At 57.5% G+C, this 24001-nt stretch carries 25 protein-coding genes; 14 read left to right on the top strand and 11 right to left on the bottom strand.

Translation table 11 applies throughout. From position 1 onward, the window contains the following. The first annotated feature begins 126 nt into the window (after nt 1-126). From HQ945_RS21945 to HQ945_RS21935, 3 genes are all read left to right on the top strand, one after another. Nucleotides 127-270 (top strand): hypothetical protein, encoded by a 144-nt coding sequence (locus HQ945_RS21945; protein WP_155810951.1) that lies wholly within the window; start codon nt 127-129, stop codon nt 268-270. Between the two features lie 49 nt (nt 271-319). Beyond that, on the top strand, nt 320-1408 hold the full coding sequence (locus HQ945_RS21940; RefSeq protein ID WP_174208510.1) for an alkene reductase: 1089 nt from the start codon (nt 320-322) through the stop codon (nt 1406-1408). Nucleotides 1409-1576: 168 nt separating this feature from the next. Next, a complete protein-coding gene (locus HQ945_RS21935; protein WP_153667455.1) occupies nt 1577-1735 on the top strand; it encodes a hypothetical protein in 159 nt (52 codons plus the stop codon). A 259-nt stretch (nt 1736-1994) separates the two neighbouring features. Here the strand turns inward: HQ945_RS21935 and HQ945_RS21930 are convergent, their stop codons facing one another. Then, nucleotides 1995-2471, bottom strand: coding sequence for a host attachment family protein (locus HQ945_RS21930; RefSeq protein ID WP_244506626.1), 477 nt, complete (start codon nt 2469-2471; stop codon nt 1995-1997). Between the two features lie 193 nt (nt 2472-2664). Here HQ945_RS21930 and HQ945_RS21925 point away from each other — a divergent pair, with 193 nt between their 5' ends. The 7 genes from HQ945_RS21925 (at nt 2665) to bfr (ending at nt 6163) form a co-directional block, all read left to right on the top strand. Then, nucleotides 2665-2844: a hypothetical protein gene (locus tag HQ945_RS21925; RefSeq protein WP_091922863.1), complete on the top strand. Its 180-nt coding sequence runs from the start codon at nt 2665-2667 to the stop codon at nt 2842-2844. Nucleotides 2845-2944: 100 nt separating this feature from the next. After that, on the top strand, nt 2945-3307 hold the full coding sequence (locus tag HQ945_RS21920; protein WP_113280553.1) for a putative quinol monooxygenase: 363 nt from the start codon (nt 2945-2947) through the stop codon (nt 3305-3307). 114 nt (nt 3308-3421) lie between these two features. Next, nucleotides 3422-3652: a hypothetical protein gene (locus tag HQ945_RS21915; RefSeq protein WP_036815271.1), complete on the top strand. Its 231-nt coding sequence runs from the start codon at nt 3422-3424 to the stop codon at nt 3650-3652. A gap of 295 nt (nt 3653-3947) precedes the next feature. Next, the gene (locus tag HQ945_RS21910) at nt 3948-4193 is read left to right on the top strand and encodes a hypothetical protein (protein ID WP_027233260.1); all 246 of its coding nucleotides are present in this window, start codon (nt 3948-3950) and stop codon (nt 4191-4193) included. Nucleotides 4194-4381: 188 nt separating this feature from the next. Then, entirely contained in the window at nt 4382-4843 is a 462-nt protein-coding gene (rirA, locus tag HQ945_RS21905; protein WP_027233259.1) for an iron-responsive transcriptional regulator RirA, read from the top strand. 557 nt (nt 4844-5400) lie between these two features. Continuing rightward, entirely contained in the window at nt 5401-5712 is a 312-nt protein-coding gene (locus HQ945_RS21900) for a (2Fe-2S)-binding protein (protein ID WP_081815984.1), read from the top strand. Next, nucleotides 5678-6163 carry a bacterioferritin gene (bfr, locus tag HQ945_RS21895; protein WP_027233257.1) on the top strand — a complete coding sequence of 162 codons (486 nt, stop codon included), beginning with the start codon at nt 5678-5680 and terminating at the stop codon, nt 6161-6163. The genes HQ945_RS21900 and bfr overlap by 35 nt, the downstream gene beginning before the upstream one ends. Before the next feature lie 63 nt (nt 6164-6226). Here bfr and HQ945_RS21890 read toward each other — a convergent pair whose 3' ends face one another. The 6 genes from HQ945_RS21890 to pcsA form a co-directional block, all read right to left on the bottom strand. Next, the gene (locus HQ945_RS21890) at nt 6227-7294 is read right to left on the bottom strand and encodes a BMP family ABC transporter substrate-binding protein (protein ID WP_113280510.1); all 1068 of its coding nucleotides are present in this window, start codon (nt 7292-7294) and stop codon (nt 6227-6229) included. A gap of 49 nt (nt 7295-7343) precedes the next feature. Further along, nucleotides 7344-8264, bottom strand: coding sequence for an ABC transporter permease (locus HQ945_RS21885; RefSeq protein ID WP_174208509.1), 921 nt, complete (start codon nt 8262-8264; stop codon nt 7344-7346). A gap of 1 nt (nt 8265) precedes the next feature. Further along, nucleotides 8266-9357 carry an ABC transporter permease gene (locus tag HQ945_RS21880; RefSeq protein WP_174208528.1) on the bottom strand — a complete coding sequence of 364 codons (1092 nt, stop codon included), beginning with the start codon at nt 9355-9357 and terminating at the stop codon, nt 8266-8268. Next, a complete protein-coding gene (locus tag HQ945_RS21875; RefSeq protein ID WP_174208508.1) occupies nt 9357-10940 on the bottom strand; it encodes an ABC transporter ATP-binding protein in 1584 nt (527 codons plus the stop codon). Before HQ945_RS21875 ends, HQ945_RS21880 begins: the two co-directional genes overlap by 1 nt. A 116-nt stretch (nt 10941-11056) precedes the next feature. Beyond that, on the bottom strand, nt 11057-12034 hold the full coding sequence (locus tag HQ945_RS21870; RefSeq protein WP_174208507.1) for a quinone oxidoreductase family protein: 978 nt from the start codon (nt 12032-12034) through the stop codon (nt 11057-11059). Next, nucleotides 12034-12771 carry a phosphatidylcholine synthase gene (gene pcsA / locus HQ945_RS21865; RefSeq protein WP_036815269.1) on the bottom strand — a complete coding sequence of 246 codons (738 nt, stop codon included), beginning with the start codon at nt 12769-12771 and terminating at the stop codon, nt 12034-12036. The genes HQ945_RS21870 and pcsA overlap by 1 nt, the downstream gene beginning before the upstream one ends. A 180-nt stretch (nt 12772-12951) precedes the next feature. Between pcsA and HQ945_RS21860 the strand changes: the two genes are divergently transcribed. Next, nucleotides 12952-14154: a UbiH/UbiF family hydroxylase gene (locus HQ945_RS21860; RefSeq protein WP_174208506.1), complete on the top strand. Its 1203-nt coding sequence runs from the start codon at nt 12952-12954 to the stop codon at nt 14152-14154. On the opposite strand, the gene HQ945_RS21855 is transcribed toward HQ945_RS21860, so the two are convergent. Then, nucleotides 14151-15497 carry an Nramp family divalent metal transporter gene (locus tag HQ945_RS21855; RefSeq protein ID WP_174208505.1) on the bottom strand — a complete coding sequence of 449 codons (1347 nt, stop codon included), beginning with the start codon at nt 15495-15497 and terminating at the stop codon, nt 14151-14153. The two genes, HQ945_RS21860 and HQ945_RS21855, sit on opposite strands and share 4 nt — an antisense overlap. Before the next feature lie 162 nt (nt 15498-15659). Continuing rightward, nucleotides 15660-16604 carry an AEC family transporter gene (locus tag HQ945_RS21850; RefSeq protein WP_113280506.1) on the bottom strand — a complete coding sequence of 315 codons (945 nt, stop codon included), beginning with the start codon at nt 16602-16604 and terminating at the stop codon, nt 15660-15662. 94 nt (nt 16605-16698) lie between these two features. On the opposite strand from HQ945_RS21850, the gene hspQ reads away from it, so the two are divergent. Next, nucleotides 16699-17034: a heat shock protein HspQ gene (gene hspQ / locus HQ945_RS21845; protein ID WP_027233248.1), complete on the top strand. Its 336-nt coding sequence runs from the start codon at nt 16699-16701 to the stop codon at nt 17032-17034. A 71-nt stretch (nt 17035-17105) separates the two neighbouring features. Here hspQ and HQ945_RS21840 read toward each other — a convergent pair whose 3' ends face one another. Then, on the bottom strand, nt 17106-17726 hold the full coding sequence (locus HQ945_RS21840) for an invasion associated locus B family protein (protein WP_027233247.1): 621 nt from the start codon (nt 17724-17726) through the stop codon (nt 17106-17108). Between the two features lie 369 nt (nt 17727-18095). Here HQ945_RS21840 and HQ945_RS21835 point away from each other — a divergent pair, with 369 nt between their 5' ends. Together HQ945_RS21835 and HQ945_RS21830 are read left to right on the top strand one after the other, a co-directional pair. Continuing rightward, on the top strand, nt 18096-19820 hold the full coding sequence (locus HQ945_RS21835) for an extracellular solute-binding protein (RefSeq protein ID WP_246272762.1): 1725 nt from the start codon (nt 18096-18098) through the stop codon (nt 19818-19820). A 9-nt stretch (nt 19821-19829) separates the two neighbouring features. Further along, nucleotides 19830-20501 carry a DsbA family oxidoreductase gene (locus HQ945_RS21830; RefSeq protein WP_113280504.1) on the top strand — a complete coding sequence of 224 codons (672 nt, stop codon included), beginning with the start codon at nt 19830-19832 and terminating at the stop codon, nt 20499-20501. Here the strand turns inward: HQ945_RS21830 and mfd are convergent. After that, on the bottom strand, nt 20498-23998 hold the full coding sequence (mfd, locus tag HQ945_RS21825) for a transcription-repair coupling factor (RefSeq protein ID WP_113280503.1): 3501 nt from the start codon (nt 23996-23998) through the stop codon (nt 20498-20500). The two genes, HQ945_RS21830 and mfd, sit on opposite strands and share 4 nt — an antisense overlap. Nucleotides 23999-24001 lie beyond the last annotated feature (3 nt).

The following is a 24001-nucleotide window of genomic DNA, read 5'->3' as shown; positions in this document are numbered from 1 at the left end:
CCTACCGAACACAGCCGGGGCGCAAAACCCTACCGGAGGGCAGCCGCAAATCGTAATCTCTATCGTGTTAATCGTGTAATCAATGCGTCAAAATAGGCACACGACCAAACGGAGAATCGGTTCCTCATGGCCTCCATCGACTTCGCCCAGCGCACAACCCTGGCCCGGCCCGCTCGCCGATTTGTCCGGGAACGAGCGCCCGGTATCCTGCTTTTTGCAACAGCAGTCGCTTTTCACCTGGCGATCCTGTTCAACCTGCTGCCGGCCTGACCATCCGCTCGAATTTTCCTTGCCTCTTTAATTCATTCCTGATGTGACAATGTCTGCTCCATGCCTGTTTGCGCCGATGACGTTCGGCGACCTTTCCCTCTCGAACCGCATCGTCATGGCTCCGATGACGCGCCGCCGCGCGATGCACGGCAAGATCCCCAGCGAACTCAACGCCCTTTATTATCGCCAGCGTGCCGGCGCCGGACTGATCATTTCGGAATCGATCGAAGTCGATCCGTTCAGCACAATCGATGTTCCGACGAGGCCGGGGCTCACCAATTCAGCCCAGGAATCCGGCTGGCGCCTGGTGACTGATGCCGTTCACGGCGCCGGCGGAAAGATCTTCGCCCAATTGTCGCATATGGGACGCACGGCCCATCCTTCGCAATTGCTTGACGGCAGGCAACCGGTGGGACCATCGGCACTCGCCGCATCCGGGACTATCTACACGTCGACCGGTCCCGAGCCTTACGCCACACCGCGCGCGCTCGAAATCCCGGAAATAGGCACGATCGTCGCCGAGTTTGCGGCCGCCGCAAGACGGGCTCGATCAGCAGGTTTCGATGGTATCGAGATCCATGGGGCCAATGGCTATCTGATCGATCAGTTCTTGCGCGACGGCAGCAATATCCGGACCGATCGTTATGGCGGCTCGGTCAGTAACCGGACTCGCCTCCTCATCGAGATCATCGCTGCAACCCAGATGCATTGGCCGGCCGCCCGCGTTGGCGTCCGTCTATCCCCGACAAATACCTATCAGGGGATGAGCGACAGCGATCCTGTGGGCAATTTCGCCGGGATTGCCGCGTTGCTCGATCCGCTCGGACTGGCCTACCTTCACATCGTCGAGCCGATAGTGCAGTCGATTGGCCAGCCGCGGACATTGAAAGGCATTCGCGATACATTCGGCGGAACGCTCATTGTTGCCGGTGGCTATGGGCGCGCTGACGCAGAAAACGTGCTGGCGTCGGGCGCTGCTGATCTCGTTGCCGTGGGCGAGGCCTTCATTGCCAACCCCGATCTGCCGGAACGGTGGCGACTGAGCGCGGGTCTTAGTGCAGCAGACAAATCCACCTTCTATACGTCCGGTGAACGAGGCTACACCGACTACCCGCCCTTGAGCGCAGTGACCGATTAGAAGATTCTTTAGAAAATTCCGGAACCAAGTTCGCGATCTCGCGTTTTAAATGTACTGGTTCCCCCAAACCAGCCCTTGGCTAACCCACAAGCCAACATGGCCCAATCCTCATGCCCCTTGAGGATTGGGCTTTCTGCATGTACCGTCCCGGCACAAGTGGAGGTAGAGATGTCGATTGAAAATGCCAGACATGCGATCGAAGCCGCGATCCATAGCGGTGATTTCAAAGGCATGGGCGTTGCTGTCTTTAAGGCAATCAATGCCTTGGAAGAACGAATTAAACATCTGGAAGAAGAAGTAGAGCGTCTAAAACGTTCATCGAAATAACGTTATCAGCATCTATTTCTTGAAATTCGCGATACTTGTGGTAGCATCTCTACAAGTTGAGTGTAGCGGTGCCTTGAGCCTGAGCCGCACTGAAACGATGCGCGATATTTTTATCCAGAATCCAGTTTGCTAGAGCCAAATCAAGCCTCAACCCGCGAAACCCCTACCGCCAAGGCAGGGGTTTTGCTTGTTAGGAAGAGCTGGATTGAAGGCGCATGAACCTTGCCTTCAACTGCCGCTCTACCCAACGACCTGATACTTAATTCTCTTCTACGATGGCCTGAATATCTGTCGTCGAATGGTTCGTCAGGGTCTTGGGGATTTCGGCCACCACCCGGTCCGACACTTCCTTGTGGAACTCTTGACGCATCTCTCCCAGCATAAGCGGAGGCGCGACAATGACGAGTTTCTCAAACTCACCCTTGTGAGCGTGGGCATAGAGTGTGTCAGCGATTTCCTTGGCAAAGCGTTTCTTCGCCATTTCATGCCAATCGGTGTCGTCGACCGCCGCACGGCCAAGGCCGGGTCCGCTGGAAAATCGCCCGGGCTTGTCGGTGCCCTGCTCGCGTGTAGCCGGATTGGCCTGGCTCAACTGGTGAATAATGCCAAGCTGAACATTGTTCATATCGTTCTTGTTGCGCAGAAAAAGTGCCTTTTCTCCGTCGGCAACCAGAACCCAAGTCTGGCGGTTCAAAATGACCTTCACCATCGCGGACTCCGACTGATATGTTGTCATCTGGAATTCCTTTTTACTGGAGTTTCGTGTGGTTGGAAATGTGCACAATGACCAAGCGAGTTCTTTAGCTGATGCCTGGTGGTGGTGCGGCGAGGACGTTGGTCAACGGGTTGCGGCAGCGGAAAGTTCCTGCTTTTTTTCCGAAAGTCGTTCCACTTGGCACCCCTAAGCATTTGAAAAGGAATGTAACGCAATGAAGATCGCCCTTTCGATCGTTTCGGTTCTCCTTGTGATCATGGGAGGTATCTGGGCGCTGCAGGGACTGAGCATCCTCGGCGGGAGCTTCATGGTGGGGCAGACGCGCTGGCTCTATATCGGTCTGTTGACCATGATCTTCGGAGGCGTCCTGTTTTTCGTCACGAGAAGGCGCTGACGTCAGAAAAGCCGTTGGTTAATGCAGCTCCATTGGCCTTGCGTCTGGATTTGTTGAATAACGGCTGTTAGCCTCAAAATGCATGGGAGAGATCAATTTTATGACTGCACTTACTATTATCGTTGAATTCGAAACCAATGAGGGCTGCGAAGAGGAATTTACTGCGATTATTCGTGAACATGCCCGCAGGACCCTTGAAGAGGAAGCGGGTTGCTTGCGATTTGAAGTGATCAAGCCGATCGAACGCGACGGAACGCCGATCCCGAACAGGGTGATCGTCAACGAACTTTACGCAAACGAGGCGGCGGTTACGGCGCACGAGAACAATCCGCGCATGCCCAAGCTTCAGGCGATGAACGCACCGCTTCTCAAATCGCGCCGCTTGATCCTGGCACAATCGCTTACCGCGCGGGCTGCCGAGGGGTTGAGGCCGCAAGAACTCAACGCCAGCAATGATGACTAAGTTGAAGCGCGCTCATCACCCGAAGGTCCAATTTCAGCCGCGTTCAAATTATGCGATGAGGGCGCGGACGTTCTCGATTGCACCCACTCTAACAACGCGTCGAAAGTACGAAAGATGAAGAAACTGAGCCTGGCCCTCCTTTTGCCCTGCGCGTTCGCGGTAACCAATTGCGGCGCCATGCGCTGGATGAGCCAGCCGCCCGCGCACAATTCGAGTTGCGCCGGCTGGAACAAGATCCGCCTCAAGCCTGAAACCGCGGTCTATCTTGCCAAGAACGACTTTGCTGCCGGGATTGATATCGATTCTCACAATCTAAACGGCCAGAACAATGGCTGCTGGAAATAAGCGGACGGGGCTGCCCTTGTATATCGGCATCCACCTACCTATTTAAGTTCCAGAAATTCGCTTCTGCTTTTGACCACGGATGTACTGGCACTGGTATCGAGGCGAATTCGGAAGGTCGGGAATTCCCGGCCTTTTTTGTTGCCTATCGCACACATGTTTACTGCAATCCGCGTCCTTCGGCGTATCCGATTGCCTTCGAGGGTGCGAACGGTCTATGAAGGTCTGGCTATCGGCCGCCGTCCAGTTTCGACGCCAGCGGGCCGTCTCGAGCTTGTATTGAGAGTGGGTTCCTTGAATGGACAATTTTGAGAAGTACGCTCTGGCCATCATGGTTGTGTTTGGCGCCCTGATTATCGGTGGCCTCATGGCTGTTCATATTGCCTGGGCCCACAAGGCAGGTTTTCTTTATGCCTTGGGCGCTGCGGTGGTGGCATGGTCCGCCGGCTTCGCGGTCCTGTTCGACAAGCCCCGTCTTTACGGATTGTTGCTGCTCGTCACGACCGCACTAATCACGGCCTCGGTCGTCGTACTCGTACGGTAACGCGCCCCATTCTGGGTTCGCGCATAATATGAAGCCGGCCTTCATATTATCGTTTACTTTATCAAGAATAATTCTAAACTGCGGCTCAGATTCAAAGTGCATGCCTGAATCCGTGACGCTGCCAGCTGTCGGTTTTATGCGATAGTTCAGCACCGGTCCCTGGCTCAGGTTGAAAGAGAAGTAATCCGATGCGCCTGACAAGACAGACGAATTATGCAATCCGCATTCTCATGTATTGTGCTGCCAACGAGGGCAATCTGAGCCGGATCGGCGAGATCGCACAAGCATACACAGTCTCAGAGCTCTTTCTTTTCAAGATCCTCCAGCCGCTGGTCGAGAATGGTTTTATCGAGACCGTACGCGGCCGCAATGGCGGCGTGAAGCTCGGCAAACCCGCGAAGGACATCACCCTCTTCGACGTGGTTCGGGTGACCGAAGAGAATTTCTCTATGGCCGAATGCTTCGACAATGATGGCGCCGACTGCCCATTGATCGACAGCTGTGGCCTGAATTCCGCGCTGCGCAAGGCGCTCAACGCTTTCTTCGAAGTCCTCGCACAATATACGATCGAAGATATCGTGGACAAGCGCGACGTGCGCGCACTCCTCGGTATCGACATCATCGAGAAGCGACTGGCGGCGGCAAGCTAGCCGCGCGGTTTTTCATCCAGCATTGCGTCTTCACGCGGGAGCGCACTGTCGTGCTCCCGAGCGACTGATTCTGCGTGAGCGCGACCCGGTATTGGGTTTTGCCGGGTATGCTGTGACGAACCTTTGACAGAAGAAGCTTTTCATTAAGGCGCATGAGACGTTTTGACACATAACCGGATTTCGCCGGGAATTTGCGCTGCAAATGACCACTGGTGGTTTAACCTGATTGAATTGGTTAGGTTATTTGTCTAGTTTAGAACTATTCTAACTACTTGAAAACATGACATAATCTCACCACATAGATTTGACAGTTATCCCGATAGCCGGTTTTATGTACCAAGCGTTACGGTGACGCATGACCTTTGATGTTTGGGCCTTGAACCCTTGCGATTGGAGGAACCATTGTCTGGTTCGATAGTATCCCCCGTTTTCGGGACAGTATTTTCAGGTCTCTGCGTACAAAACGCTTTTATTTCAATAGCTTATTTAAGCTTTGATGCCGATTTGGTGTCGAAGGTCGGGGCCCTTTCTTCTCAAGAATACGGCGTCGACCCGAAATGCTAGTTTGCCATTGCAATATCATTACCCAGAAGGAAGTCGAGAATACTATCATTGAACTTCTCGACGCCGATCCGTGGCAACTCGTTGTTCCTGCAAAGGTTTACCATGCCATGAAGAAGCGGGGACGCTGCTGTGGCTGCTTCCCAAATGTCGTTGAAACCATCATAAAGGTGACGGAAGAATATCACCTCCGCCATGGTTCGGATGATTCTGTTGCAGTTTCATTCATCGACCGTGTTCGGGAATTGCGTCACCAATACGGGAGTTCACGACATGAAGGGCGACATAAAGGTCATCGAGCGGCTTAACGAAGCTTTGTTCCTCGAACTGGGGGCCGTGAATCAATATTGGCTTCACTATCGCCTGCTTGACGATTGGGGCTACACCAAGCTCGCCAAGAAAGAGCGTGAAGAATCCATCGAGGAAATGCACCACGCGGACAAGATCATCCAGCGCATCATTTTCCTCGAAGGCCATCCCAACCTGCAGTCTATCGGCGCCCTACGCATTGGCCAGAACATCAAGGAAGTGCTCGAGGCCGACCTTGCGGGCGAATATGATGCGGTCAAATCCTACAAGAAATCCCGCGAAATCTGCGATCAGCTCGGCGACTATGTCTCCAAGGAGCTTTTTGACGAACTCCTGAAGGATGAAGAAGGTCATGTCGACTTCCTCGAGACGCAGATCGATCTGTTGAACGCAATCGGCGTCGAGCGCTACGGCCAGCTCAATGCTGCTTCGGCCAACGACGTCGATTGAACCAGAATTTGCCGGACACAAAAAAGGGCGCCAGTGGCGCCCTTTTCTTTTTTCATAAAAAGCTCATTTCGGAAGCTGGTCATCCACGCCGGCAACGTAGAAATTCATGCTGAGAATGGTCTTGTCGTCGGCAGTTTCACCTACCTTCAGCCATTCGCTGCCGTCCTGCTTCTTGATCGGGCCAGTGAACGGCTTCAGTTCACCGGATGTGATCTTCGCCTGGGTTTCCTCGGCCAGCTTCTTCACGTCGTCAGGCATATTGGTGTAGGGCGCCATGACGACGAGGCCCTCGTGCATGCCTTCGAAAACGTTGTGCGACTTCCAGGTGCCGTCGAGGACTGCCTTGGCGCGCTCGATGTAATATGGGCCCCAATTATCGACGATCGACGTCAGCTGTGTTTCCGGTCCGAACTTTATCATGTCCGATGCCTGGCCAAACGCCTTGATCTTGCGCTCCGACGCAACCTGCATGGGCGCGGTCGAATCCGTGTGCTGGGTGATGATGTCGACACCCTGATCGACCAGCGCCTTGGCGGCGTCAGCCTCCTTGGCCGGATCGAACCAGGAATTGGCCCAGATCACCTTGATCTTGAAGTTCGGATTGACCGACTGTGCGCCAAGCATGAAGGAATTGATGCCCTGCACAACTTCCGGAATTGGGAACGAGCCGATATAGCCGGCAACGCCCGTCTTCGACATCTTCGCGGCGATCACGCCTTGCACATATCGTCCCTCATAGAAGCGAGAATTGTAAACAGCGACGTTCTCGGCGGTCTTGTAGCCGGTTGCGTGCTCGAATTTCACCTTGGGGAATTTCTGCGCGACCTTGTTCGTTGCATCCATGTAGCCGAACGATGTCGTGAAGATAAGCTGATTGCCGGCGCGTGCGAGGCGCTCGATGGCACGCTCGGCATCCGCACCTTCCGGTACGTTTTCGAGGAAGGTCGTCTCGACCTTGTCGCCGAGTTCCTTTTCCAGCTGCTTTCGGCCCTGGTCGTGCTGGTATGTCCATCCGAAATCACCGGGGGGTCCGATATAGATGAAACCGACTTTCAGTTTATCCTCGGCGTGCGCCGCACCCGCCAATGCAAAGCTGGCGGCGACAGTAAGCGCCATCATCAATTTTTTCATTTAGGTTCACCTCTCTGTTAATGCGTATCGAGTTTCGTTTCAGGCCGCCCTAGCGGTCCGGTACGAAGGGTTTGCCGAGCGAAGTCGGGGTATTCATCAGCGTCAGCCGCTTGTTTCTGGAGATCAGCACGAGCACGACGATTGTCGCAAGGTAGGGCAGCGACGACATGAACTGGGAGGGTATTCCGATACCCAGCGCCTGCGCGTGCAACTGACCGATGCTCACCGCGCCAAAAAGATAGGCGCCCGCCAGAATCCGCCACGGCCGCCACGACGCAAAGACAACGAGCGCAAGCGCGATCCAGCCTCGCCCCGCCGTCATGTTCTCCACCCATTGCGGCACATAAACCAGCGACAGCTGGCCGCCGGCGAGCCCCGCACAGGCGCCGCCGAAGAGAACCGCCAGGTAACGGATGCGGACAACGGGAACGCCAAGCGCATGCGCCGAGGTGTGGTTGTCGCCGACAGCACGCAATGTAAGGCCTGCGCGGGTCCTGAACAGGAACCAGACGACGGCGATCGTCAAAAGGATTGAGATATAGAAGATCGGATCCTGGCCGAAGAGGAGCTTGCCGACATAGGGAATATCGGTCAGCCCGGCAATATAGAGCGATTCCATCTTGACCCCAGGCAGGCCGACAAAGCTTTCGCCGATCATCGCCGAAGCGCCCAGGCCCAGCAGGGTCAGTGCGAGGCCGGTCGCGACCTGGTTGGTCACAAGGGTCAGCGTAAGAAACCCGAAGAGCAGGGAAAAGGCGGCGCCCGCCAAAATGGCCGCGCCCATGCCGACCCAGGCGGATCCGGTCGTCTGGGCAACCACAAAGCCGCAGACCGCGCCCATGATCATCATGCCTTCGACGCCGAGGTTAAGTACGCCGGAGCGTTCGACGACGAGTTCGCCAAGGGCGGCAATGAGGAGCGGCGTCGCCGCAGTCGCAACCGTTAGAAGAATGGCTTCGAACATGGACATCTCAGGCGCCCTTTGCCACGGCGTCGCCGAGACGCGTTACGAACCTTATGCGGTAGTAGATCAGCGTGTCGCTGGCCAACACGAAGAAAAGGATGATGCCCTGGAAAATGCGGGCTGACTTTTCCGATATACCGAGCGAGATCTGCGCCGCCTCGCCCCCGAGATAGGAAAGTGCCAGAACCAGTCCCGCGGCAACGATGCCGAGCGGATTGAGCCGCCCGAGGAACGCGACGATGATCGCAGTGAAGCCATATCCGGGTGTAATCGTCGTCCGCAACTGGCCGACGGCGCCGGACACTTCAGCAATGCCGGCGAGGCCGGCAAGCGCACCGGATACAAGGAAGGCAAAGAAGGTAAGCCGGCCCGCGCTGAAACCGGCAAAGCGCCCTGCCCGCGAACTGCGGCCGAGCACCTTGATCTCAAAGCCGTTGAGCGTGCGCGACAGCATGAACCAGACAATGACAGCAGCGATCAGAGCGATAATAAAGCCCCAATGCGCTCGGCCCGAATCGGCCCAGATGGCCGGCAGGATGGCGCTGTCATTGAACTGCACCGTCTCGGGAAAGTTGTAGCCTTGCGGGTTGCGCCAGGGACCGCGTACCAGCCAATCGAGGAAAAGCTGCGCGACATAGACGAGCATGAGGCTCGTCAGGATCTCGTTGGTATTGAAACGTACCTTGAGATAGGCCGGGATCGTCGCATATGCCATTCCACCCGCCATGCTGAATAACAGCATCAACGGCAGGACGTACCAGCCTTGAAAATCCGGGAACATTACCGGAAGAATCGACCCCGCGATCCCGCCTGCGATCAGCTGACCTTCAGCACCGATGTTCCAGTTGTTCGAAAGGAAGCAGACCGACAAGCCGACTGCAATCAGGATAAGCGGCGCGGCTTTCACCAATAATTCATGGATCGACCAGACCTCGGTGAGCGGCTCGACGAAATAGGAATAGAGTGCCGCAAATGGATTCTTGCCGAGCAACGAGAAAAGAATTGCTCCAGCAATGACCGTGAGAAACAGGGCGATGAAGGGCGACAGCGCACTGAAAAGCGCCGAGTGTTGCGGGCGTCTGACGATTTCTATCCGCATCATGCTGCCCCTGCACTCGCCAGGGGTGCGGCGTGCTCGGCACCGCCCATCATCAAGCCGACGCGTTCGCGGTTCATGGCTTCGATAGGCACAGATTCAGAAAGCCGGCCATGCACCATCGCGGCGATGCGGTCGGAAATTTCGAAAAGCTCATCGAGGTCCTGGCTGATCACAATCACGGCCGAACCGCTCCTGGCAAGGTCGACGAGCGCCTGGCGGATATGCGCGGCCGCGCCAGCGTCCACGCCCCATGTCGGCTGGTTGACGATCATCACCGAAGGGTTGCGATCAAGCTCGCGGCCGATCAGGAACTTCTGCAGGTTTCCGCCAGAAAGCGCTGACGCATCGGGGTTTTCTGCGCTTTTGCGGACGTCCATGCGGCCTATGATGCGCTTAGCCGCCGAGGCAAGACTGGACTCTGCGACGAGCTTGAGCGCGCCGCCGGCAAGAAACACCTTGCGATCCGTCGCATGGCGCGAAAGAAGGAGATTGTTGGTCAGCGACATATCTGGCACAGCACCATGGCCAAGGCGCTCTTCCGGCACGAAAGCGGCACCAAGCTTGCGCCGGGCCGAAATGCCGATTCTGCCAGCATCCTTGCCGCGAAGCCGGATTATGTCCGGCCGCTCCTGCAGAACCTCTCCGGAAATTGCCTCGAACAATTCGCCCTGCCCGTTTCCGGCGACACCTGCGATGCCGAGGATTTCGCCAGCCTGAACGGCAAGGCGGATATCGTGCAGCGAAACCGAAAAGGGGCCGCGCGGCCGCTGCGACAATCCGTTGACCTCGACAAGCGGCAGGCTCTGTTCAGCAGATTTTTGCACCGGACTACGCTCGATGACGTGGATGTCGCTGCCTACCATCATCCGCGCCAGGGAAGCGGCTGTCTCGGCCCGGGGGTCGCATTGGCCCACAACTTTGCCGTGCCGAAGAACGGTTGCCCGATCGCACAGGCGCCGGACCTCCTCCAGCCGGTGGCTGATATAGAGAATGGATTTTCCTTCAGAGCGAAGCCGTTCCAGTGTCACGAAAAGTAGGTCTGCTTCCTGTGGTGTCAGCACCGATGTCGGTTCGTCCAGAATGATAAGGTCAGGGTTTTGTAACAGGCAGCGAATGATCTCGATTCGCTGCCGCTCACCGACGGAAAGGTCGCCGACAAGCGCATCGGGATCGACCGGCAACCCATAGGCATCGCCGATTCCGCGAGCACGCGCGGCGATCGTATCGAGCGGCGTTTTTTCGTCGAGCGAAAGGGCGATATTCTCTGCTGCAGTCAGCGCATCAAAGAGCGAAAAGTGCTGGAAAACCATACCGATACCGAGCGATCTTCCCATGGCCGGATTGGTCACCGTGACAGCGTTTCCCTTCCAGGAAATGCTGCCGGAACTTGGCTGCAATGCGCCAAACAGCATCTTCACCAGCGTCGATTTTCCAGCGCCGTTCTCGCCGAGCAGCGAATGAATCTCGCCGGCGCTAATTCTCAGGTCGATTTCGTCGCAGGCTTTGAGTGTGCCGAAAATTTTGGTGAGCTTGTCAGCTTCCAGTAGCGGTGTTTCAGAGCCGTCTATTCTTTTTTGTGTCATCGTTCCCCGCGGCCAAGACCGTTCCTGATCCTATGCTACCCCGGCCAAACTTGGAAAGTGCAAAACGAGTGGTTGCGGCCATTTGCGCACATTAATCGTGCACGAACATCAGAGGCTTAAGGAATGAGCACGGTCGTGCCGGTCGTCTTACGGGCTTCAAGGTCGCGGTGCGCATTGGCGACATCCTTCAGCGGGTAGGTCTGGCCGACTTCAATACGGATGACGCCCTTTGCGACGAGGTCAAAAAGTTCGTTGGCACCGCTTTCGAGCGCCTCGCGCGCGGCCACATAGACGAAGAGCGTCGGACGCGTAAGGTAGAGCGATCCCTTGCGCGAGAGAATGCCCAGATCGAATGGCGGCACCGGTCCGGATGACTGACCAAAACACACGATCATTCCGCGCGGCCGCAGGCAATCCAGCGAGCCGTCGAACGTGTCCTTGCCGACGGAGTCGTAGACGACATCGACGCCTTTGCCGCCGGTCAGCTCTTTCACCCGCTCCACAAAATTCTCACTGCGGTAATTGATGACATGGTCGTAGCCATGATCGAGGGCGAGCTTCACCTTGTCTTCTGAACCGGCGGTGCCGATGACCGTCGCGCCAAGGTGTCTTGCCCATTGTCCAGCGATGAGACCGACGCCGCCGGCAGCCGCGTGAAAGAGGATCGTGTCACCTTTCTTCACCGGAAAAGTCTGGCGCAAGAGGTACTGGGCCGTAAGGCCCTTAAGCATCATCGCTGCCGCTTGTTGCAGCGGAATTTCATCCGGGACTTTGACAAGGCGATCGGCCGGAATAAGCCGCTCATGCGCATAAGCACCGATCGGACCGGTGTAGGCGACCCGGTCGCCGGGCTTCAGCCATCCGGCACCCTCGCCGACGGCAAGCACAACGCCAGCGCCCTCGTGGCCCGGAATCAGCGGCAGCGGGGTCGGCGACGGATAGAGACCAGTTCGATAATAGACATCGAGAAAGTTGAGGCCGATCGCTTCATTTCGGATGCGCACCTCGCCCGGTCCGGGCGCCCCGACCGAAACATCTTCGTAAGTCAGTGCCTCCGGCCCGCCGGTTTGATGAATACGAACAGCCTTGACCATTACGCTTTCTCCGTCCGCCCCAAATTGGGGAACAACTGCATTACGGCGCCGATGAAAAAAAGATAGATCCCCGTAACGGAAATGCCAATGCGCACCCAAAGCGGCGAATCAAGTTCTTGAAACAGCGAGAACGCCCCAAAGCCGCACCAGAGGAAAAATATCGTCAGATTGAGGTTGCGCAAACGCTGCACGCGCACCGGATGCAGGAAATAGATCGGCAGGAATGAAACTATTGCGGCAACGAGAACGATTGCAAAAGCCACCCATTCGCCGGGCCGCACGATGAACAAGGTGAAAACAATCATGTTCCAGACAACCGGGAACCCTTTGAAGAAGTTCTCCTTCGTCTTCATGCCTGTGTCAGCGTAGTAGATAGCGCTCGATACGACGATGATGGCCGCTGCGAGAAACGACAGGCCCTCGCCCATGAAGCCGCGCTGGTAGAGCGCGAAGGCGGGGATGAGCACATAGGTCATGTAGTCGATGATATTGTCGAGGAGTTCTCCCGACCAATTGGGCAGGACGTACTTGACTTCCAGCTTGCGGGCGATCGGACCATCGATGCCGTCAACGAACAAGGCAAGTCCGAGCCACCAGAACATGGCGGTCCAGCTTTCCTCGCTGGCGGCGACGACGGAAAGAAACGCCAGAAACGAACCGGACGCCGTCAACAGATGGACCGAGAAAGCCTTTGCTTGCGGCGCCGTCACTTTCTTGGGCTTGACGCCCTTGGGCATGGTAGGTTTTTTCAAGGGTCCGCGCCAATCTGCTGCATCACAATTAAACGCCTGCCGTTATATCTTGGCAACGACGAACGATTTGCGATCAGCTTTTCTTGAAATTGGCTGAAAGCGCAAGCAATGAAACTCATATAAACTGTTGAAAGCCCCGCACGGGCCCGCAAATGGGAGACAGATATGACCAGCACCAGAACCGATCCGATCGTCATTGCCGGAGCTGGGCACGTCGGGTTGATTGCGGCGATCGCCACGGCCCGCTCGTTCGACAATGTCGTCAGCCTCGGCGTCGTGCCTGAAGCCTCTGACCAGCGCACCACTGCGCTGATGATGCCAGCCATCAAGCTCCTGGAAAAGATCGGCCTGTGGGAAGCGATCGAACCGCACGCAGCCCCGATTACCACGATGCGCATCCTCGATGGCACGCAGCGTCTGATCCGCAGCCCTGCCGTCACGTTCGAGGCCAGCGAGATTGATGAACCGGCATTTGGTTACAATATTCCCAATACGACACTGACGTCTGTCCTTGCTGACGCACTCCAGCATTCAGGCGCGAGGCACATTGCCGCCTCGGCCACCCACTACCACCCGAGCGACGACGCAATTACGGTGGAAGCCAATGATGGCTCGAGCATTACTGCGAACATTGTGATTGCGGCGGATGGCCGGTCCTCGCTTGCTCGCGAAGCGGCAGGCATTTCCGCCCGGACCTGGTCATACAACCAGACGGCCATCGTGCTGAGCTTCAGCCACACGCGCGACCACCACGACATTTCGACGGAGTTCCACACCGAGCACGGACCGTTCACGCAGGTCCCGCTCCAGGGGAAGCGGTCGAGCCTCGTATGGGTGACGACGCCGGCGCACGCGGTTGAACTGCTTGAACTCACCCGCGACCAGCTCGCAATGCGGGTGGAAGAGCGCATGCAGTCCATGCTCGGCGCAGTGACCATTGATGTCGATCCGCAAAGCTGGCCGCTCTCCGGCCTCGTTCCGACATCTTTCGCCCGAAATCGCGTGTTTCTTGCCGGCGAGTCCGCTCATGTTTTTCCGCCCATTGGCGCGCAAGGTCTCAACCTCGGTGTAAGGGACGTCGAGACCCTGCTCGAGACCTTCCCGACGGACGGGGCCGATCTCGGCTCGTCACGGGTCATCTCGACCTATAACCGCAAGCGCAGCCCTGACATCTTTGCGCGGACGGGTGCGGTCGATGCACTGAACAGATCGCTCTTGTCTGATTTCCTTCCGGTGCAGATGGTCCGCAGTGGGGGCCTGGAATTGTTGCGGGTGTTTTCGCCCCTGCGCGGGTTCGTCATGCGTGAAGGGCTTCGTCCGGGCAGCGGCTTCCGCTTTACGCGCAAGCACACTGCCCCGGAACATTAGGCAAGAACGAAGTCGTAAAGCAGCTTCACATTGAGTACGGCGATCACGATCGCAATGATGACGGCAAACGTGGTCAGCCAGCGCGGTGAGACCAAAGCGCCCATCTTGGCCTTGCTTGCCGTGAACATGACCAGCGGGAACACTGCAAATGACAGTTGCAGGCTGAGCACCACCTGGGTGAGTACGAGCAGCTTCGCCGTTCCGCTTTCGCCATACCAGATCGTCACGAGCGCAGCCGGGATAATCGCAATCGCGCGGGTGATCAGCCTGCGCAGCCATGGTGCGAGCTTGATGTGGAGAAAGCCCTCCATGACGATCTGACCTGCAAGCGTCGCTGTGACCGTCGAGTTGATGCCGCAGCACAGAAGCGCAATGCCGAACAGGGTTGGAGCGATGGCAAGACCGAGCAAGGGCGCAAGCAGGGAATGTGCTTCGCCAAGTTCCGCAACCTCCGTGCGGCCGGTCGTATGGAAGGTCGCGGCGGCGAGGATCAGGATCGAAGCGTTGATAAGAAGTGCAAACATCAGCGCCGCGGTTGAATCGATCGTCGCGTATTTGAGCGCCTGCCGTTTCTCGGGCAGCGTATCGCCGTAGGCGCGCGTCTGCACGATACCCGAATGCAAATAGAGATTGTGCGGCATCACCGTAGCGCCGAGGATACCAAGCGCGAGATACAGCATTTCCGGATTGGTCACGATTTCAGTCGTCGGGGCAAAGCCCTTGATCACCGCGCCCCATTCAGGATCGGCAAGAAAAATCTGGATACCGAAGCAGACAGCAATCACGCCAAGCAGCGTAATGATCAACGCTTCCACCCAGCGGAAGCCCAACTTCTGCAGGTACAGGATAAGGAAAACATCGAGCGCAGTGATGAGGACGCCGATTTCGAGTGGAATGCCAAAAATAAGATTGAGGCCGATCGCCGTGCCAATGACTTCCGCAATATCGGTTGCGATGATGGCGATTTCCGCAAGGAACCACAGCGTATAGGCAACGGGCTTTGGAAATGCATCCCGGCAAGCCTGCGCAAGGTCCCTGCCCGATCCGATCGCCAAACGCGCGCAGAGAGCCTGCAGAACGATCGCCATGATGTTGGAGATCAGCGCGACAACAAGCAGCGAATAGCCAAACTTCGAACCACCGGCGAGCGATGTCGCCCAATTGCCGGGATCCATGTAGCCGACCGCCACAAGATAGCCTGGTCCGACAAATGCGGCAGCACGCCGCCAGCCTGGGCCGGTCGAGCGCACGGCGACCGAACGATGAACGTCGGACAAAGATGCCTCGCCCCGGGCATGCCGCCATCCATCGGCCGCCGGGGTGTGCTGCGCTAGCTGATCCATAACTTCTCCGAAACGCAATTGCAAATCATTCGCAACTATATAAACAGATGGACGCCACAGCCGCAAGGGGGTGCCCCACAAAACTTTAGAATTGATACAAACTAGCTAGCCGATGGCGTGCGGCGGCACCCGTCGGGGACTAGAGGTGCGGCGTATGAAGGCTCACCGAACCAGCCCATGTGTCATGGCGTAGAGCCAAAGCGTCAATGTCACGATCGAAAACAGGGTGGTCGCGAGCACTGAACTCGACGCGCGCTCGACCCAAACCCCATATTGCTGGGCGATGACGAAGACATTCGTTGCGGTTGGCAGGGCCGCCATAAGCATTGCCGTATAGACCCAAACCGGTGGGAAATCGCCGGCCAGGCGCAAGACGCAGTAAATCAGTACGGGCTGGACGACGAGCTTGAGCGGAACAATCAGATAGAGTTCCTTCGGCACACGTCGCAAGGGGCGCAGCGCCAGCGTCGCGCCCATGGCGAAGAGCGCGCAAGGCGCCGCCGCACGGGCAAGAAAATCGATCATCCGGTCGACCGCCACAGGCGGCTCCAGTCCGGTGATGGCCGCTCCTACCCCGAAAATGGTGGCGATGATGAAAGGGTGGCCAAATATCTTCTTGAGCACCCCGGCGGCGAGATCGCGCGGCGAACGCTTGTCGTTGCCGGAAAGCGCCATCATCAACGGCGCCATCACGAAATGCAGCGTGTTGTCAAAGCAGAAGATGAGTGCGACCGGCACGGCTGCCGGCGCGCCGAAAGCAAGGATCGCCAGCGCCGGGCCCATGTAGCCAATATTGCCGTAGGCTGCCGCGAGCCCCTGAATGGTGCTCTCGTCAATGCGGCGTGTGCGCACGAACGCGACCACAAACATTGCCATGAAGATCAGGAGGGTCGATGCGGTGCAGCCTATGATAAAGCCCCACTGCGTCAATTCGGCCACCGGCGTCTTGGACAAAATCTGGAAAAACAGCGCGGGAAGCGCCACATAGACGATGAACGTATTCATCCACCCGAGCGCCTCGAGTGGCTGATGTTTTACCTTGGCCACGAAAAAGCCAAGAAAAATCAGCCCAAAGAACGGTAAGACCAGGTTGAATACATCAAGCATAAGCAGGCTTTGAGGTTTGCCGCGCCGGAAACAAGAGCAAGGACGCTTTAGGCTCGCGGGATTGGACAGAAACGGATATCTATCCTGAATGACGATGATAAAACAGATCCGGCATGCCAAATTTCAGATCGGTCAGGTAGTCAGCCACCGCATTTTTGCGTTTCGTGGCGTGATTTTCGACGTTGATCCCGAGTTCAGCAACACCGAAGAATGGTATCAGTCCATTCCCGAAGAGATCAGGCCGCATCGCGACCAGCCCTTCTACCATCTCTTTGCCGAGAACTCCGAGACAGAATACGTGGCTTATGTTTCGGAACAAAACCTCGTTGCCGATACGACCGGGACACCTTTGCGCCACCCGCAGATCAAGAACGTGTTCGAAAAGATCGAGGATGGCGTCTATCGGGTCAAGCGCCCGCATCTCAACTAAGGCTTTGCACCGAAGCCTGACAATAAAAAAGGGACGCGTCACCGCGTCCCTTTTTTGTGTGCGCTAACTGATCAGTTGCCGGCTTTCGCCTTTTCCTGTTCGGCCTTCATCTTGTCTTCGAATTCCTTCTGGCGCTTCTGAACTTCACTCTGCAGCGTCTTCTGGCGCTGTTCGAGTTCGTTCTGCTGCAGGCCGGGGCCGTCATAGGCCTGGCTGAAGCCGGTCAGAGCGACATTGATCGGGTTAGGCTTGTTCTGGAAGTTGACCGAAGTCAGCGTCAGCTGGTTGCCCTTCTTGAACGAGTTGAGCAGATCGTCCGACAAGGCGACTTCCGAAATGCAACGATCCGGGAAGCAGATCGCGTATTCGATCTTCTGGGTCTTGCCGCCATTGATCTGGAGGCCGACGCCCGGAGGAATGAGACGGCCGGTCGGAACCGATACCTGGAAGATCTTGCGGTTGATCTTGCCCTTGATCTCGATGAGGTTGACCGCGGTCAGGAGCTGGCCGCTATCGGCAGTCACGATGTTCTGGGTGTTGCAGATATCGTTTTCTTCCTGCTTGGAGCAGACCTTGAACCAACCTTGCGGCGCTCTCTGCTGCTGGGCTGCTGCTGGTACTGCCGCGGCGGCGAGCAATGCGATGGCACCAGCGAATGATGCGGTTGCCGCGATGGACTTCGGGTTGGACATGGTCAACTGGTTCCTTTCAGCGCACTTATCCTAAGTGTATCTCGATCATCTTTATTTGCTTGTCTGGCTTTGGTTGCCAAATGCGGCAAGAGAGTGACCCTTTGAATATCGAAGGCCGTGTTACACTGCATGTTCTCTCAAATCCAGCCACCTTTTGGACTAGTTTGGGATTCCCCTCGAGGATTTACGGCGCACGCCGCAGAATCGTCGTCAAGTGGTAGTCTCTGTCACGAATCAGAATGAATTCCCGGCTTCCGGGAATGCTAGGTCGAGACGATGTTGAAGAAAACTACCCAGGCGCTGACTATACTTGCCACGATTTGTTGTATCACAAGCGGTGCATTTGCCGAACCGAGCCATGGAATCGCCATGCACGGCGAACCTGCCCTGCCCGCGGACTACAAGCATTTCCCCTATGTCAATCAGGATGCCCCCAAGGAAGGCTCGATCACCTATGGTGTCGTCGGCACGTTTGACAGCCTCAACCCGTTTCTGGTCAAGAGCATGCGGACATATGCGCGTGGCCTGTTCAGTGACGGCGAGTTCGGCGATCTCGTCTATGAATCGCTGATGCAACGCAACGCCGATGAGCCGTTCACCATGTACGGCCTGCTGGCCGAAAAAGTCGAAACCGACGATGAGCGGACTTGGGTCGAATTTACGCTGAATCCCAAAGCAAAATGGTCTGATGGCGAGCCGGTTACGCCCGACGACGTGATATTCACCTTCGACCTCCTGACAAAAAAGGGCCGCCCACCCTTCAGCGGCCGGATGAAGCTCATTTCGAAGATCGAGAAGATTGGCGAGCGCGGCATTCGCTTTACGTTCAACGACCAGGCCAACCGCGAATTTCCGCTGATCCTCTCATTAATGCCAGTTCTTCCCAAACATGCCATCAACATCGACACCTTCGACAGTTCGCCTCTCTCGATACCTGTGGGCAGCGGACCCTATACGGTCTCACAGGTGCAGCCGGGTCAGCGCATCGTCTACAAGCGCAATCCGGATTATTGGGGGAAAGATGTGCCGAGCCGCATCGGCTTCAATAATTTCGACAGGGTGACCGTTGAATATTTCCGCAACGACCAGGCGCAGTTCGAAGCCTTCAAGAAAGGTGTTTTCGATGTCTTCCTTGAGGGCGATCCCAACAAATGGGCAACTTCATATGACTTCCCGGCCATACGAGATGGCCGGGTTATCAAGGATACATTCGAAAAACACTCGCCTGCCAACATGTTCGGGTTTCTGTTCAATACGCGCCGCCCGAAATTTCAAGATCGGGCGGTTCGCCAGGCGCTGGCCCTGATGTTCGACTTCGAATGGGCGAACCGCAACCTCTATGCTGGGCGTTACCGGCGGCTCAGCAGCTATTGGCAAGGATCAGAACTTTCGGCGCTGGGACGTCCTGCCGATGCTATGGAGCGCGAGTGGCTTGCGCCCTTTGGCGATTCTCTCCAGCCGGACGTGATGGAAGGTTCGTACGTGCCGCCGCAAACGGATGGCACGGGGCGCGACCGCAAGGAAATGAGGCGTGCCTTCGACATCCTGACCGAGCGGGGCTACAGGATCGAGAACGAACGGATGCTCGATCCCCACGGAACTCCCCTCACCTTCGAAATCATGACGCGATCCGTTGGCGAGGAACGCTTGGGCCTTGCCTATAAGCGCACCCTTGAGCGGCTCGGTATCGGCGTCACCATCAGGACCGTCGATGACGCCCAGTACCAGAAACGGCTGCAGACCTTCGATTATGACATGATACTCGGTGCCTATGCGAGTTCGCTGTCACCCGGCTATGAGCAATATTATCGTTGGGGCAGCCAGTCGAAGGATGTCGAGGGCAGTTTCAATTATGCCGGCGTTGCCAATCCGGCCATCGACGCCCTCCTCGACAAGATGCTGGCGGTGCGCGGACAGGAAGAGTTTACCAGCACGGTCCGCGCTCTCGACAGGCTTTTGATCTCCGGCCATTATATGATTCCGATCTATTATCAGCCGGAGCAATGGGTTGCGCGGTGGTCGCACCTGCAACATCCCGAAAAGACCTCCCTCGTGGGAAACCAGCTGAACACGTGGTGGTCAGACAAACGATAGGTTGAAGATATGCCCGAAAAGAAATTCACCATCGACGTGGTGTCGGATGTCGTTTGCCCCTGGTGTTTCGTCGGGCGAAAGCGGCTCGAACAGGCGCTCGAGCTCAACCCCGACATCGATGTATCGGTGAACTGGCGGCCGTTCCAGCTTGATCCGACGATCCCGCCGCAAGGCAAGGACCGCAAACGTTACATGCAGGAAAAGTTCGGCAGCTCGGACCGGATCTTCGAGATCCATCAACAGCTTACTGAACTCGGCAAGGAGGTCGGCATTGAGTTCGACTTCGATTCGATCGAGATCAGCCCCAATACGCTCGACGCGCACCGCCTGATCCGCTGGGCATCGCAGGCCCAGCCGAATGTCCAGGACACGCTCGTCGGCATCCTGTTTTCCTACTATTTCGAGCAAGGCAAGGATATTGGCGACGCCGAGGTGTTGCTTGAAGCCGCTGCAGAGGCTGGCATGGATGTTGCCATCGTCGCGAGCCTCCTGCCAACGGATGCCGATGCAGTTGGTGTGCGGCAGGAGATCGATACGGCAAACCAGATTGGCGTGCGCGGTGTTCCCTGCTTCATCCTCGACCAGAAATACGCGGTGATGGGTGCGCAATCGGCCGAGACGTTGGCCGACGCGATCCGCCAGACGGCGGACGGTTTCCAGCCTGGAAGCGGAGCCGCCTAGGCGGCATCCGCCAGTTTCGCAAGTTGCGACATGACCACCGCAGCGCCGTTCAGGCGCTTTTCCGCCGTCGGCCAGTCGCGAACGAGCACGATGCTCTGATCCGGCCTGATCTTCGCCATGGAGCCCTGCTCGCCGATCATCTTGACCAGCGCTGCGGGATTGTTGAACGTCTTGTTGCGGAACTGGATCACCACGCCCTTCGGGCCGGCATCGAGCTTGTCGACATTGGCGCGGCGGCAGAGCGCCTTGATATAGACGATCTTCAGGAGGTGCTGCACTTCCTCGGGCAATGGGCCGAACCGGTCGATCAGTTCGGCGCCAAACCCGTCGATATCCTGCAGTTCCTCGAGATCTGCGAGACGGCGATAAAGGCCGAGGCGCAACTGCAGATCCGGCACATAGGCTTCGGGAATCATCACCGCCGTGCCAACGGATATCTGCGGCGACCAATGGCTGTCTTCTATTTCGCCCGTTCCCTTGATCTCGGCGACCGCTTCTTCCAGCATCTGCTGGTAAAGCTCGAACCCGACCTCACGGATATGGCCCGATTGTTCTTCGCCCAGAAGATTGCCGGCGCCGCGGATATCCATGTCGTGGCTGGCAAGCTGGAAGCCCGCGCCGAGCGTATCGAGCGACTGCAGTACCTTCAGGCGGCGCTCGGCCGTCTGCGTCAGCAATTTGTGCGCGGGCAGCGTAAACAGTGCATAGGCCCGCTGCTTCGAGCGGCCGACGCGGCCACGCAGCTGATAGAGCTGCGAGAGGCCGAACATGTCGGCGCGGTGGATGATCATCGTATTGGCCGTCGGGATATCGAGACCGGACTCGACGATCGTGGTCGACAGGAGCACATCATACTGGCCGTCGTAGAAGGCGTTCATGATGTCGTCGAGTTCGCCCGGCGCCATCTGGCCGTGAGCGACGGCGACCTTCAGTTCCGGCACCTGCGCGTCGAGGAACTCCTTGATTTCGGCAAGATCCGATATGCGCGGGCATACATAGAAGCTCTGGCCCCCACGATAGCGCTCGCGCAGCAACGTTTCGCGGATGACGAGCGGATCGAAAGGCGAAACAAAGGTGCGCACCGCCATGCGGTCGACAGGCGGCGTCGTGATAAGCGACAATTCGCGAACGCCGGTCAGCGCCAGCTGCAGCGTGCGCGGGATGGGCGTTGCCGAAAGGGTCAGCACATGCACGTCCGACTTCAGTTCCTTGAGCCGTTCCTTGTGCTTGACGCCGAAATGCTGCTCCTCGTCGATGATCAGCAAACCAAGGTTCTTGAACGTTATACCTTGTCCGAGCAGCGCGTGGGTACCGACCGCGATATCCACCTTTCCCTCGGCGATGCCCTTCTTGTTCTCCGCAAGTTCCTTGGAGCCAACCAGCCGCGATGCCTGCGCCACATTGACGGGGAGCCCCTGAAACCGGTTGGAAAACGTCTTGAAATGCTGGCGGGAAAGCAAAGTCGTCGGGACCACAACAGCCACTTGAACGCCGTTCAGCGCGGCTACGAAGGCGGCGCGCAGCGCTACTTCCGTTTTGCCGAAGCCGACATCACCGCATACGAGGCGATCCATCGGCTTGCCGAGGGCCAGATCATCGATAACTGCATCGATGGCGCGGTCCTGATCTTCAGTCTCGTCATAGGGGAACCGGGCAGCAAATTCGCCGTAGAGCCCATCCGGCGGCGTGAGGACAGGTGCGCCCCGCATCTGCCGTTCAGCGGCGATCTTGATGAGATGGCCGGCAATGTCGAGCAACCGCTTTTTGAGTTTTGCCTTGCGCGCCTGCCACGCACCACCGCCAAGCTTGTCGAGGATAGCGGTTGAGGATTCCGAGCCAAACCTCGACAACAGCTCGATATTTTCGACCGGAAGAAACAGCCGGTCATCCCCGGCATAGTGCAATTCCAGGCAGTCGTGCGGGGCGCCGGCGGCAGTGATGGTGCGCAAGCCGATAAACCGGCCGATGCCGTGATCCACGTGCACGACGATATCGCCGGCACTGAGCGCGGATACTTCGCTGATGAAGTCACGGTCGCGCTTGCGCCGCTTCGAATGTCGAATGAGCCGGTCGCCGAGTATGTCCTGTTCCGCAATAACGACGAGTTCGCCGGCGTCGAAACCGGTCTCCAGCGAAAGCACGCCGGCGGTGATCTTGTCGCGCGACAGCGCCTTGACCATTCTCAGATCGTCGACAAGCTCGATCTTCTCGAGGCCATGTTCGTTAAGCACCTGGACGAGCCGGTCGCGCGTGCCCTCGCTCCAGGCCGCAAGCAGCACCTTCTTGCCCGCCGCGCGCTCGTCGGCGATATGTTTCACCACGCTGTCAAAGACATTGGTATCCTTGGCGGTCCGCTCCTCGACGAAAGTCCGCCCGCGATGGGCGCCGGCATGGACGATGGACCGGCCGCTGGCAAACGGCGCATCGAAGGGCGTGAAATCGATGCGCATGCCGGACGTCTGCGCCGCTACCTCCACCGCTTCCGGCGTCAGATAGAGCAGGCCCGGTGCGACAGGCTTGTAGGGTACCGCGTCGCCAGGCTCCTTGCCGTCCGATTGACGCCTGCGCGCTTCAAAATGGTCCAGCACCATCTTGTGGCGCTCGGCCATTGATTCATGCGCAAGATGATCGAAGACGACCGGCATGTCGCCGGTGTGGTCGAACACGGTCTCCAGATTGTCGTAGAACATCGGCAGCCAATGTTCCATTCCGGCAAAACGGCGCCCCTCGGATATGGACTGGTAGAGTGCGTCGTCACGTGAAGGCGCACCAAACGTCTGTACATATTGCGAGCGGAAATGGCTGATCACTTCGGGCGAGAGCGTTATTTCGCTCATCGGCTGCATGGTGAACTCGGTCTTCTGGCTCAGCGTCCGCTGCGTTGCCGGATCGAAAGCACGGATCGTCTCCAGTGTATCGCCAAAGAAATCGAGCCTCAACGGCGCTTCAGCGCCCGGCGCGAAGAGATCGAGAATGCCGCCCCGTACCGCGTATTCGCCGACGTCGCGAACCGTTGGTACGCGCTCGAACCCATTGTTTTCAAGACGCTGCACGAGCGCGTTCATGTCGATTCTATTGCCGGGCCTGGCCATGAAAAGCTGCTGAGCCAACACCTCGCGTGGCGGAAGCTTTTGCAGCATCGCATTGGCCGTAGCGAGGATCACACCGGGATGCTTGTGTTCACGCAATGCGGCAAGACCCGCAAGCGCCGCAAGGCGGCGTGCCGATGTATCTGCGCCCGGAGAGACGCGGTCATAGGGCAAGCAGTCCCAGGCCGGCAATTGCAGCACAGGGAGCTCGGGCGCGACAAAACTCAGGACCTGTTCCAGATCGGCAACGCGCTGGCCATCACGGGCGATGAAAAGCACGGGGCCGCCTGCCCCGGCCTCGGCAACGACCTTGGCCAGCGCAAACGCCTCATAGCCATCGACGACACCGTCGACAACGACATGGCCCGCTGTACCGGGCTTCAATCCAAGCTTGGAAAACGCAGTCATTGA

This window comes from Phyllobacterium pellucidum (assembly GCF_013327855.1).
Classification (GTDB): domain Bacteria; phylum Pseudomonadota; class Alphaproteobacteria; order Rhizobiales; family Rhizobiaceae; genus Phyllobacterium; species Phyllobacterium pellucidum.
The sequence above is the reverse complement of the archived record's forward strand: the minus strand, read 5'-3'. Positions and strand labels throughout refer to the sequence as shown.

Coding starts and splice junctions, on each gene's coding strand:
- HQ945_RS21945 (WP_155810951.1), top strand. CDS start 127: ATGGCCTCCATCGACTTCGCCCAGCGCACAACCCTGGCCCGGCCCGCT.
- HQ945_RS21940 (WP_174208510.1), top strand. CDS start 320: ATGTCTGCTCCATGCCTGTTTGCGCCGATGACGTTCGGCGACCTTTCC.
- HQ945_RS21935 (WP_153667455.1), top strand. CDS start 1,577: ATGTCGATTGAAAATGCCAGACATGCGATCGAAGCCGCGATCCATAGC.
- HQ945_RS21930 (WP_244506626.1), bottom strand. CDS start 2,471: ATGACAACATATCAGTCGGAGTCCGCGATGGTGAAGGTCATTTTGAAC.
- HQ945_RS21925 (WP_091922863.1), top strand. CDS start 2,665: ATGAAGATCGCCCTTTCGATCGTTTCGGTTCTCCTTGTGATCATGGGA.
- HQ945_RS21920 (WP_113280553.1), top strand. CDS start 2,945: ATGACTGCACTTACTATTATCGTTGAATTCGAAACCAATGAGGGCTGC.
- HQ945_RS21915 (WP_036815271.1), top strand. CDS start 3,422: ATGAAGAAACTGAGCCTGGCCCTCCTTTTGCCCTGCGCGTTCGCGGTA.
- HQ945_RS21910 (WP_027233260.1), top strand. CDS start 3,948: ATGGACAATTTTGAGAAGTACGCTCTGGCCATCATGGTTGTGTTTGGC.
- rirA (WP_027233259.1), top strand. CDS start 4,382: ATGCGCCTGACAAGACAGACGAATTATGCAATCCGCATTCTCATGTAT.
- HQ945_RS21900 (WP_081815984.1), top strand. CDS start 5,401: ATGCTAGTTTGCCATTGCAATATCATTACCCAGAAGGAAGTCGAGAAT.
- bfr (WP_027233257.1), top strand. CDS start 5,678: ATGAAGGGCGACATAAAGGTCATCGAGCGGCTTAACGAAGCTTTGTTC.
- HQ945_RS21890 (WP_113280510.1), bottom strand. CDS start 7,294: ATGAAAAAATTGATGATGGCGCTTACTGTCGCCGCCAGCTTTGCATTG.
- HQ945_RS21885 (WP_174208509.1), bottom strand. CDS start 8,264: ATGTCCATGTTCGAAGCCATTCTTCTAACGGTTGCGACTGCGGCGACG.
- HQ945_RS21880 (WP_174208528.1), bottom strand. CDS start 9,357: ATGCGGATAGAAATCGTCAGACGCCCGCAACACTCGGCGCTTTTCAGT.
- HQ945_RS21875 (WP_174208508.1), bottom strand. CDS start 10,940: ATGACACAAAAAAGAATAGACGGCTCTGAAACACCGCTACTGGAAGCT.
- HQ945_RS21870 (WP_174208507.1), bottom strand. CDS start 12,034: ATGGTCAAGGCTGTTCGTATTCATCAAACCGGCGGGCCGGAGGCACTG.
- pcsA (WP_036815269.1), bottom strand. CDS start 12,771: ATGCCCAAGGGCGTCAAGCCCAAGAAAGTGACGGCGCCGCAAGCAAAG.
- HQ945_RS21860 (WP_174208506.1), top strand. CDS start 12,952: ATGACCAGCACCAGAACCGATCCGATCGTCATTGCCGGAGCTGGGCAC.
- HQ945_RS21855 (WP_174208505.1), bottom strand. CDS start 15,497: ATGGATCAGCTAGCGCAGCACACCCCGGCGGCCGATGGATGGCGGCAT.
- HQ945_RS21850 (WP_113280506.1), bottom strand. CDS start 16,604: ATGCTTGATGTATTCAACCTGGTCTTACCGTTCTTTGGGCTGATTTTT.
- hspQ (WP_027233248.1), top strand. CDS start 16,699: ATGATAAAACAGATCCGGCATGCCAAATTTCAGATCGGTCAGGTAGTC.
- HQ945_RS21840 (WP_027233247.1), bottom strand. CDS start 17,726: ATGTCCAACCCGAAGTCCATCGCGGCAACCGCATCATTCGCTGGTGCC.
- HQ945_RS21835 (WP_246272762.1), top strand. CDS start 18,096: ATGCACGGCGAACCTGCCCTGCCCGCGGACTACAAGCATTTCCCCTAT.
- HQ945_RS21830 (WP_113280504.1), top strand. CDS start 19,830: ATGCCCGAAAAGAAATTCACCATCGACGTGGTGTCGGATGTCGTTTGC.
- mfd (WP_113280503.1), bottom strand. CDS start 23,998: ATGACTGCGTTTTCCAAGCTTGGATTGAAGCCCGGTACAGCGGGCCAT.